Origin of the sequence: Acinetobacter sp. A2, assembly GCF_012371325.1 — a bacterium.
Taxonomy (GTDB): Bacteria; Pseudomonadota; Gammaproteobacteria; order Pseudomonadales; family Moraxellaceae; genus Acinetobacter.
Window position 1 is genome coordinate 127,474 of the sequence record NZ_JAAZQX010000003.1, and the last position, 10,024, is coordinate 137,497.

The following is a 10,024-nucleotide window of genomic DNA, read 5'->3' on the forward strand; positions in this document are numbered from 1 at the left end:
AGATTCGAAGTAATGGCAACCGAAATTAAAGCACCGGTATTTCCAGAGTCAGTTGCAGACGGTACGATTGCAACTTGGCACAAACAACCAGGTGAAGCAGTATCACGTGATGAAGTGATCTGTGACATTGAAACCGATAAAGTTGTTTTGGAAGTAGTCGCTCCTGCAGATGGTACGATCTCTGTCATCATTAAAAACGAAGGCGACACCGTTCTTTCTGACGAAGTAATTGCTCAATTTGAAGCTGGCGCTGTTTCTGGTGCGGCTCAAACTCAAGCAGTTCAATCTGAAGGTCAGGTAGAGCAAGCTGCAGCACAAACTGAAGCGGGTGCTGCACCTGTTGTTGAGCGTGCACAACCTGTTGCTGACCAAGCGCCAGCAGTACGTAAAGCCTTGACTGAAACAGGTATCAATGCTGCAGACATAGCGGGTACAGGTCGTGGTGGTCGTATCACTAAAGAAGATGTTGCAAATCATCAAACTAAACCTGCTGCTGCAGCTGCGCCATTAAGTGTTGCGGTAGGTGAGCGTATCGAGAAACGTGTTCCTATGACACGTTTACGTAAGCGTGTTGCTGAGCGTTTACTTGCAGCGACTCAAGAAACTGCAATGTTGACTACGTTTAACGAAGTAAACATGAAGCCAATCATGGAAATGCGTGCACAATACAAAGATGCGTTTGAAAAACGTCATGGTGCACGTTTAGGCTTTATGTCTTTCTTTGTGAAAGCTGCAACTGAAGCACTTAAGCGTTATCCTGCTGTTAACGCTTCAATTGATGGCGATGACATCGTGTATCACGGTTACTACGACATCGGTGTAGCTGTATCTTCTGACCGTGGTCTAGTGGTTCCTGTATTACGTGATACAGACCGTATGAACTATGCTGAAGTAGAAAACGGTATCCGTGACTATGCTTACAAAGCACGTGACGGTAAGTTGGGTATTGAAGACATGACTGGCGGTACATTCACCATTACTAACGGTGGTACTTTCGGTTCATTGTTATCTACTCCAATTCTAAATACGCCACAAACTGCAATTTTGGGTATGCACAAAATCCAAGAGCGTCCTATGGCGGTTAATGGCCAAGTAGAAATCTTGCCAATGATGTATTTAGCGCTTTCTTATGACCACCGTTTAATTGATGGTAAAGAAGCTGTAGGTTTCCTTGTAACAATCAAAGAATTGTTAGAAGAACCAGCTAAACTCATCCTTGACCTTTAATTCTAAAGAATAAATCAGTGGGCTTGGAGCGATCCTCTAAGCCCATTTTTGGAGATAAAAATGTCTCAACAATTTGATCTTGTTGTTATTGGCGGTGGCCCAGGTGGTTATGAAGCGGCAATTCGTGCTGCACAACTTGGTTTTAAAGTTGCGTGTATCGAAAAACGTATTCATAAAGGCAAACCATCTTTAGGTGGTACATGCTTAAACGTGGGTTGTATCCCATCTAAAGCATTACTTGATTCTTCACATCGTTATGAAGATACAGTGCATCACTTGGCTGATCACGGTATCACCACAGGCGAAGTACAGTTTGACCTTGCAAAACTTTTAGCACGTAAAGACAAAATCGTTGACCAATTGACTGGCGGTATTGATCAGTTATTAAAAGGTAACGGTATTGAGTGGTTAAAAGGTACAGGTAAATTACTTGCTGGCAAGAAAGTTGAGTTTGTTTCTCACGAAGGTGAAACTCAGGTTCTAGAGCCTAAATATGTCATTCTTGCGACAGGTTCTGTACCAGTTAACATTCCTGTAGCGCCAGTAGATCAAGACCTGATTGTTGATTCAACAGGTGCACTTGAGTTCCCTGAAGTACCTAAGCGTTTAGGTGTGATTGGTGCAGGTGTCATTGGTCTTGAGCTTGGTTCAGTATGGCGTCGTTTGGGTGCAGAAGTTGTAGTATTTGAAGCAATGGATGCATTTTTACCAATGGCTGACAAAGCATTGGCTAAAGACTACCAAAAACTGTTGACTAAGCAAGGTATGGACATCCGTATCGGTGCAAAAGTTGCAGGTACTGAAATTAACGGTCGTGAAGTTACAGTTAAATATACCCAAGGTGGCGAAGATAAAGAACAAACTTTTGACAAGTTAATTGTTTGTGTAGGTCGTCGTGCTTATGCAGAAGGCTTATTGGCTGATGACTGTGGTATTAAACTGACTGAACGTGGTTTAGTTGAAGTAAACGATTGGTGTGCAACTTCTGTTGAGGGTGTATATGCAATTGGTGACTTGGTACGTGGTCCAATGCTTGCACATAAAGCAATGGAAGAAGGCGTGATGGCTGTTGAACGTATTCATGGCCATGCTGCACAAGTGAACTACGACACCATCATTTCAGTAATTTACACACACCCTGAAGCGGCGTGGGTAGGTTTAACTGAAGAGCAAGCCAAAGAAAAAGGCCATGAAGTGAAAACTGGTCAATTCGGTTTCGCTGTAAATGGTCGTGCTTTAGCTGCTGGTGAAGGTGCAGGCTTTGTGAAGTTTGTAGCAGATGCAAAAACAGATCGTCTATTGGGCATGCATGTAATTGGCCCTGCGGCGTCTGACATTGTTCACCAAGGTATGATTGCCCTTGAATTTGTATCTTCAGTTGAAGATTTACAATTAATGACATTTGGTCACCCAACTTTCTCTGAAGTAGTGCATGAAGCTGCTTTAGCGGTGGATGGGCGTGCGATTCACGCGATTCAGCGTAAACGCAAATAACACTAAAAAGAGCGGCTTAGGCCGCTCTTTTTACATTTGATGGTTGTGTTTGTGGGAATAATCATCTAAAAATAAAGAGCATAGAAAATAGCACCACCATGGAAGACCAAGATCAAACCAAGATTTGATGCGGGTGGTGAGAACTGAATAAAAGAAGTAGTAAAAGGTTAGTCAATGAATTTACATGAGTATCAAGCGAAAGCGCTATTAAAAAAATATGGCATGCCTGTTCAGGAAGGAATCTTGGCCACGACAGCAGTAGAAGCTGTGCAGGCCTTTGAGCAACTTGGTGGAAAATTTGCCGTAATGAAGGCGCAAGTACATGCGGGTGGCCGTGGTAAAGCGGGTGGTGTAAAAGTGGTGAAATCTGCACAGGAAGCTGCAGACTATGCCAATGAAATTATTGGTACACGCTTGGTCACTTATCAAACTGATGCTTATGGTCAGCCGGTAAACAGTATTTTGGTTGCAGAAGATGTCTATCCTGTAGAGCGCGAATTGTACTTAGGTGCTGTGGTAGATCGTTCAAGCCGTCGTGTCACCTTTATGGCATCTACCGAAGGTGGGGTTGAAATTGAAAAAGTCGCAGAAGAAACCCCTGAAAAAATTATTAAAGTAGAAGTCGATCCATTGGTGGGGTTATTGCCATTTCAGGCGCGAGAAGTTGCTTTCGCCTTAAAACTAAAAGATAGCCAAATCACTCAGTTTGTAAAAATTATGACTGCGGCTTATCAGGCATTTATTGATAATGATTTTGCATTGTTTGAAATTAATCCACTTTCAGTGCGCGAAAATGGTGAGATTTTATGTGTCGATGCTAAAGTCGGAATTGACTCTAATGCGTTGTACCGTTTACCTGAGGTATTGGCGCTGCGAGATAAGTCACAAGAAAATGAGCGTGAATTGCGTGCTTCAGAATTTGACCTGAACTATGTAGCTTTGGAAGGCAACATTGGCTGTATGGTCAATGGTGCGGGCTTGGCAATGGCAACGATGGATATTATTAAGTTGTATGGTGGCCAGCCTGCGAACTTCTTAGATGTAGGTGGTGGTGCAACCAAAGAGCGTGTGATTGAAGCCTTTAAAATTATTTTGGCAGATCACTCAGTCAAAGGCGTGTTAATCAATATTTTTGGTGGAATTGTACGTTGTGACATGATTGCAGAAGCAATTATTGCAGCGGTTCAAGAGGTAAATGTTACTGTGCCTGTGGTGGTTCGTTTAGAAGGAAACAACTCAGAGCTAGGTGCTAAATTACTAGATGAATCAGGATTAAAACTTATTTCTGCAAATGGCTTGTCCGATGCTGCAGAAAAAATTGTTGCTGCAGTGAAAGCTTAAGGAGAATCAGGCATGAGCGTATTAATTGATAAAAACACCAAAGTATTGGTTCAGGGTTTTACGGGTAAGAACGGGACTTTTCACTCAGCACAAGCACTCGACTATGGCACGAAAGTGGTGGGTGGGGTCACGCCAGGTAAAGGTGGTCAAACACATTTAGAATTACCCGTGTTTAACACTATGAAAGAAGCGGTACGTGAAACAGCTGCAGATGCATCCGTGATTTATGTACCAGCACCATTTGTTCTAGATTCGATTGTGGAAGCTGTAGATTCAGGCGTAGGTTTAATTGTCGTGATTACAGAAGGCGTGCCAACCATCGACATGCTCAAGGCTAAGCGCTATTTGGAAACCAATAGCAATGGAACACGTTTAGTTGGGCCGAATTGTCCAGGCGTGATTACACCAGGCGAATGTAAAATTGGCATTATGCCAGGACATATTCATCAACCAGGCCGTATTGGAATTATTTCACGTTCAGGTACGCTGACGTATGAAGCGGTAGCTCAAACTACAAAACTTGGACTTGGACAATCGACTTGTATTGGTATTGGAGGGGATCCAATTCCAGGAATGAATCAGATTGATGCTTTAAAATTATTCCAAGATGACCCAGATACTGATGCCATTATTATGATTGGTGAGATTGGCGGAACGGCAGAAGAAGAGGCTGCTGAATATATTCAGTCCAATGTCAGCAAACCTGTAGTGGGTTATATTGCAGGTGTGACTGCACCAAAAGGCAAGCGTATGGGGCATGCGGGTGCAATTATTTCAGGCGGTAAAGGCACAGCAGAAGAAAAGTTTGCTGCCTTTGAGCGAGCGGGAATGGCATATACACGTAGTCCTGCAGAATTAGGTTCTACCATGCTGCAAGTACTTAAGGAAAAAGGTTTGGCTTAAGCTAAATTTCGGCAATCTAATTAACAGATCATTCAATCATTAGATTGCCTATTAAGCAGAACATAATGATCGATTTAATCCCCGTAAAAGGGGATTTTTTATGTGTGAAAGCGTGCAATAATTGAAATATAAAGTTTTTTTAATCAATTAATTAAGTAAAAATTATGTAATAAGTAATATTTTATAAGGCTCTAGACTAACATATCTATTCTGCTAGTCTAGAGCCTCAAAAATAGTACGATCCAAATTTGGGTCGTATTTTTTTGCATGTCGAATTAAATCTAAATAGAATTTTTTGTGATCTTTAGCTTGTTCCATATAGGGCATGGCCATAATTGCGTTGTAATCATAATAACGGTAGGTACTTGGCATGGATTGTGAAAACCACTGTTCGCTTTGTGGTTGAAGCACCACAGGTGCATACATGTTCCGAGCAACCAATAAATTCGGTTGGTATTGCTTTAAAACTTGGGTGATGCCCGCAGCCAATTGATCCAAGTACGCAGTTTTGTGTTTGGCTAAACGTCCCTGCAAAGGGTGTCGAATATTGTTGAAAATTCGTTTTGAAAAGCCCCATTCTTGATAGTACTTACGTGCCGAAGCCGAAGAGTCTTCATAATCTGACAAGGTAATATCATCATGGTACAGCACACCATCTACAGGGTTGTGCTGAATAAAATCACGGAAAATATCGACAATAATTGCCAAGTTTTTCTCTTCAAAAGGAGAAAGGCGAATATAGCCTTTTTGACCGCCTTGACGATGTTCTACATAGTTTAAATCTTGAGCTTTGGGTAATTCCCAAGCCAGCATTGGTAGCCAAGCATAGACTTGTTGAACCTGAGTTTTATCACGAATGAGTTGATGCACCTGTTGAAACAAATTGTCCCGTACTGGCACATGGCGGTTCTCAAAATAAACCTGATCGGCTGAACCATTGGCATCTGGGTCGGCAAAAGCCTGCAAAAAAATGGTATTGGGTTGAATAGCATTAATGCGCTGAATTAAGGCTTGTATATTTCGCTTTTGTTGGGCTTTGTCGCTGTCAAACACATAATCTAAATCAATGTGCATGATGCGCATTTTTGCAATGTGATGCTTGTGCAGATTAGGTTTATGTGAATTTGTGTTAGGCAGTTTTAGCGGCTCATGCAAAACATACTGAATAGGGTGGTCTGGTATCACCACCAAGGCGTGTACTTGTGCGTAAGTGGAAATCGTCATCAAGAGTCCAATTTGACTGATACGCTGAATAGTTCGGATGAGTCCAGACATAAATAAGGGCATCACATTTAAAGCTGTACAACAGAATAGAGTTACTTTAATTGGAATACCGTTGGCTTCAAGTAGAATTTTGCAATGATGCTGTTGAGTCCTGTATTACCTCTAATAAAGAGTCAGTTGTGATGTATACAATTTGCTAAAAGTTTAGGTATATGCAGGTATCAAGGCGATAATTCAGACAAAAAAATACGCAATGATTGGGGTGATCATTGCGTAGGAACTACGAATCTGCATACACAGTTTCGGTAAAGGAGAAATGTTATGAAATTAGGATTGCTCCTAAAGCATGTGATTATCATAAGCAAAACCTGAATACTTTTCCTCAGTATTCGAGTTACGTGATGTTAAGTAACGTAACTAATAAGTGTTTTGTGTGAGTAAAATAACGAGATTTTGAAGGTTTTGCAGAAATAAAAAAGCCTCTAATTTTAGTAAATTAGAGGCTTTGTGTTTAAATAATACGTGATAAAACAGGTGTTTAGGGGAGTTGATTTAGAAGCGGAAAACGCCTAATCCAGCTTTCACTTCGTCTAAAGTTTGCTGAGTAATATCACGGCATTTGTCTGTACCCGATTTCAAAATGTCCATAATGTAATCTGGGTCTTTTGCCAACTCGATACGACGTTCACGGATAGGGCCAATCAATTCTTTTAAAATACCTTCTAAACGCTTTTTCACGGTACCATCGCCCAAACCACCACGACGATAATGCGCTTTCAGTTCTTCAAGCTCTTCTTTATTGGTGTCAAACGCATCTAAATAGGTAAATACCACGTTGCCTTCAACCTGACCTGGGTCTTCAATACGCAGGTGATTCGGGTCGGTGTACATGGCATTCACCGCTTTTTTAATGTCTTTGTCGGTGGCGTCTAACACAATGGTATTGCCCAAAGATTTAGACATTTTAGCTTTGCCATCAAAACCTGGTAAGCGACCCACATTAGACAATAAAGCCTGACATTCAGGTAACAGGTCTTGTCCAATCTGACGATTCACACGACGTACAATTTCATTGGTCTGTTCAATCATTGGAATCTGATCTTCGCCGACTGGCACTACAGTCGCTTTAAATGCAGTAATATCGGCTGCCTGTGCCACAGGGTAGCAGAGGAAACCTGCAGGAATATCACGCTCAAAACCACGCATCTGAATTTCAGATTTAATGGTTGGGTTGCGCTCTAAACGTGCCACAGTCACGAAGTTTAAATACAACATGGTGAGTTCGTTTAGCGCAGGCAAACAAGATTGCACGCAAATGGTGGTCTTGGTTGGGTCAATGCCTACAGCTAAATAATCGGTAGCAACTTCAATAATATTACGACGTACTTTTTCAAAGTTATCGGCGTTATCGGTCAGGGCTTGAGCATCGGCAAGTAACAGATGTTGATGATGCGAGTCTTGTAAACCTACACGTGAACGTAAAGAACCCACAAAGTGACCTAAATGTAGCTGTCCAGTCGGACGATCGCCCGTCAAAATCACAGGACGATTATCTTGATTACTCATTTTTTATTCCAAGTCGTATCTACGACATCTATGTACCGATGAATTGCTACATTGTAAGGCATAACATTTTTCAATGTCACTTCCTTAAACAGATTGAATTGAATTCGTTTAAAAAATTAATGAAGTAAATACAGAGTTTATTTGCGTACAGTTTTAAAATAGATAGAAAATCGCATAAGGATAACAAAGCAATGGCGAGCAGCTTATTACTTTTATTAGATGACATTGCAACCGTTTTAGATGATGTAGCCGTCATGAGTAAAATGGCTGCTAAAAAAACAGCAGGGGTATTGGGTGATGATCTGGCATTGAATGCGCAGCAGGTCAGTGGTGTGCGTGCAGATCGTGAGTTACCTGTAGTGTGGCGGGTAGCTAAGGGCTCTTTTGTTAATAAATTGATTTTAGTACCGTTGGCACTGCTCATTAGCGTGGTTGCCGCATGGTTGATTAATCCATTATTGGTCATTGGTGGGTTGTTCTTAAGCTATGAGGGTGTTGAAAAGATCATGCACACCCTACAGCACAAAAAAGCAAAAACTGCCGCAGAAGCGCAATTAGAATTGATTCAGACTGAGCAAGACCTTGCTCGTTTTGAAAATGAAAAAATTAAAGGTGCAGTGCGTACTGACTTTATTCTATCGGCTGAAATTGTGGTGATTTCATTAGGTACAGTCGCAGCCGCCAGTTTCTTAACCAAAGTGACCGTATTAAGCGTAATTGCCATTGCCATGACCGTTGGGGTCTATGGCTTAGTTGCATTTATTGTCAAAATTGATGACATTGGTTTACATCTGACTGAACAACCATCTAATTTTAAACAACGTATTGGTCGTGGCTTATTGGCATTCGCCCCGATATTAATGAAAACTTTGTCGGTTGTTGGGACTGCTGCCATGTTTTTAGTGGGTGGTGGTATTATCAATCATGCTATTCCATTTGTGCACCATTTCACAGAAGATACAGTAGAGTATGTTCAAGACATCCCAACTATGGGCAGCATTGTAGGGGCTGTAACGCCAACCTTAATGAATTTTGCGGTGGGTATTTTAGCGGGTGTATTGGTTGTGATTGTGGTTACACTGATTCAAAAAGTATGGCCAAAGTCTAAACAGAGTCAATAAGCCCTGCTTCAAGACTTAGACTATATTTAGAATGAACTATCATTCAAAAAATTGAGAAAGGATAAGAATAATGCGTTGGAAAGGTCGTCGAGTTAGTACGAATGTAGAAGACCGCCGTGGTGGCGGTGGAGCAAAAGCGGGCGGTATCAGTATCTTGGGCTTGGTGGTGGCCTTTGTTGCATGGAAGTTCTTTGGGGTCGACCCTCAATCTGCTTATCAGGCAACTAAGCAAGTCACCTCACATGCACAAAGTGCTGAAACCAAAGGTTTAGATAACCCAAGCCCTGAGCAGCAAGAAGCCATTGAGTTTGTAGGTACTGTTTTGGCAGATACTGAAGACACCTGGTCACAAGTGTTTCAGCAGCAGTTAAATAGCCAATATATTCCACCTAAACTGGTACTGTTTACGGGCGTGGTGAATTCGGGTTGTGGTACTGCACAATCTGCCATGGGGCCATTTTATTGCCCTGCCGATCAAAAAGTATATATTGATACTTCATTCTTCCAAGCCATGCGTCAGCAAATGGGGATTGGTGGAGAGCAAAATCAGACTGAACTTAGCCGAAACGATCAGGCTGGTGATTTTGCACAAGCTTACGTGGTGGCACATGAAGTTGGACATCATATTCAAACTATTTTAGGCATTTCTGAACAAGTGCATAAAGCACGTCAGCAAGTCAGTGACGTGCAGGGCAACCAGCTTTCAGTTCGTCAAGAATTACAGGCAGACTGTTTATCGGGTGTGTGGGCGCATCACAACCATCAACGTACTCAATTCTTAGAACAGGGCGATATTGAAGAAGCGATGGACGCTGCACATAAAATTGGGGATGATTACTTGCAAAAACGTGCACGTGGACAAGTCGTACCTGATAGCTTCACGCATGGTACTAGTGCGCAGCGTGTGCAATGGTTCCAAACAGGCTTAAAGTCAGGCTTGATTAACGATTGTGACACCTTCAATGCCGCAATATAAGTGACTTAAACTTGTATGATTATGATAAAAGGAGTGATTGATAAGCAAATAATTATATTGACAAATATAGTCAAACATATACAATTTAGGTATTGAATTTTAAAAAAACTTGCAATGAAATACTTGACTGAAAGCTTAAAGAAAGTAGAGCAAGACCTTGCTTATTTTGTAT

Annotated in this window: 8 protein-coding genes; 6 read left to right on the forward strand and 2 right to left on the reverse strand. The window is 41.6% G+C overall.

The genetic code is table 11. The features are described 5' to 3' along the window. Window positions 1-12: 12 nt before the first annotated feature. The 4 genes from odhB to sucD all read left to right on the forward strand — a co-directional run bounded on the left by odhB (window position 13) and on the right by sucD (window position 4,965). Window positions 13-1,227: a 2-oxoglutarate dehydrogenase complex dihydrolipoyllysine-residue succinyltransferase gene (gene odhB / locus HHA43_RS02495; protein ID WP_168541657.1), complete on the forward strand. Its 1,215-nt coding sequence runs from the start codon at window positions 13-15 to the stop codon at window positions 1,225-1,227. A 60-nt stretch (window positions 1,228-1,287) separates the two neighbouring features. Beyond that, on the forward strand, window positions 1,288-2,721 hold the full coding sequence (lpdA, locus tag HHA43_RS02500) for a dihydrolipoyl dehydrogenase (protein ID WP_168418043.1): 1,434 nt from the start codon (window positions 1,288-1,290) through the stop codon (window positions 2,719-2,721). 174 nt (window positions 2,722-2,895) lie between these two features. Beyond that, window positions 2,896-4,062: an ADP-forming succinate--CoA ligase subunit beta gene (sucC, locus tag HHA43_RS02505; protein WP_168418044.1), complete on the forward strand. Its 1,167-nt coding sequence runs from the start codon at window positions 2,896-2,898 to the stop codon at window positions 4,060-4,062. A gap of 12 nt (window positions 4,063-4,074) precedes the next feature. Next, the gene (sucD, locus tag HHA43_RS02510) at window positions 4,075-4,965 is read left to right on the forward strand and encodes a succinate--CoA ligase subunit alpha (RefSeq protein ID WP_019836778.1); all 891 of its coding nucleotides are present in this window, start codon (window positions 4,075-4,077) and stop codon (window positions 4,963-4,965) included. 213 nt (window positions 4,966-5,178) lie between these two features. On the opposite strand, the gene HHA43_RS02515 is transcribed toward sucD, so the two are convergent. Together HHA43_RS02515 and trpS are read right to left on the reverse strand one after the other, a co-directional pair. After that, window positions 5,179-6,240 (reverse strand): poly-beta-1,6-N-acetyl-D-glucosamine N-deacetylase PgaB, encoded by a 1,062-nt coding sequence (locus tag HHA43_RS02515; RefSeq protein WP_228278937.1) that lies wholly within the window; start codon window positions 6,238-6,240, stop codon window positions 5,179-5,181. 501 nt (window positions 6,241-6,741) lie between these two features. After that, entirely contained in the window at window positions 6,742-7,755 is a 1,014-nt protein-coding gene (gene trpS / locus HHA43_RS02520) for a tryptophan--tRNA ligase (protein WP_168418045.1), read from the reverse strand. Between the two features lie 191 nt (window positions 7,756-7,946). Between trpS and HHA43_RS02525 the strand changes: the two genes are divergently transcribed. Both HHA43_RS02525 and HHA43_RS02530 read left to right on the forward strand, forming a co-directional pair. Then, window positions 7,947-8,876 (forward strand): DUF808 domain-containing protein, encoded by a 930-nt coding sequence (locus tag HHA43_RS02525; RefSeq protein WP_168418046.1) that lies wholly within the window; start codon window positions 7,947-7,949, stop codon window positions 8,874-8,876. A 70-nt stretch (window positions 8,877-8,946) separates the two neighbouring features. Beyond that, window positions 8,947-9,852, forward strand: coding sequence for a neutral zinc metallopeptidase (locus HHA43_RS02530; RefSeq protein WP_168418047.1), 906 nt, complete (start codon window positions 8,947-8,949; stop codon window positions 9,850-9,852). Window positions 9,853-10,024 lie beyond the last annotated feature (172 nt).

What these genes read in the sequence shown, in the direction of transcription:
- odhB (WP_168541657.1), top strand. Translation starts at nt 13, where the DNA reads ATGGCAACCGAAATTAAAGCACCGGTATTTCCAGAGTCAGTTGCAGAC.
- lpdA (WP_168418043.1), top strand. Translation starts at nt 1,288, where the DNA reads ATGTCTCAACAATTTGATCTTGTTGTTATTGGCGGTGGCCCAGGTGGT.
- sucC (WP_168418044.1), top strand. Translation starts at nt 2,896, where the DNA reads ATGAATTTACATGAGTATCAAGCGAAAGCGCTATTAAAAAAATATGGC.
- sucD (WP_019836778.1), top strand. Translation starts at nt 4,075, where the DNA reads ATGAGCGTATTAATTGATAAAAACACCAAAGTATTGGTTCAGGGTTTT.
- HHA43_RS02515 (WP_228278937.1), bottom strand. Translation starts at nt 6,240, where the DNA reads ATGTCTGGACTCATCCGAACTATTCAGCGTATCAGTCAAATTGGACTC.
- trpS (WP_168418045.1), bottom strand. Translation starts at nt 7,755, where the DNA reads ATGAGTAATCAAGATAATCGTCCTGTGATTTTGACGGGCGATCGTCCG.
- HHA43_RS02525 (WP_168418046.1), top strand. Translation starts at nt 7,947, where the DNA reads ATGGCGAGCAGCTTATTACTTTTATTAGATGACATTGCAACCGTTTTA.
- HHA43_RS02530 (WP_168418047.1), top strand. Translation starts at nt 8,947, where the DNA reads ATGCGTTGGAAAGGTCGTCGAGTTAGTACGAATGTAGAAGACCGCCGT.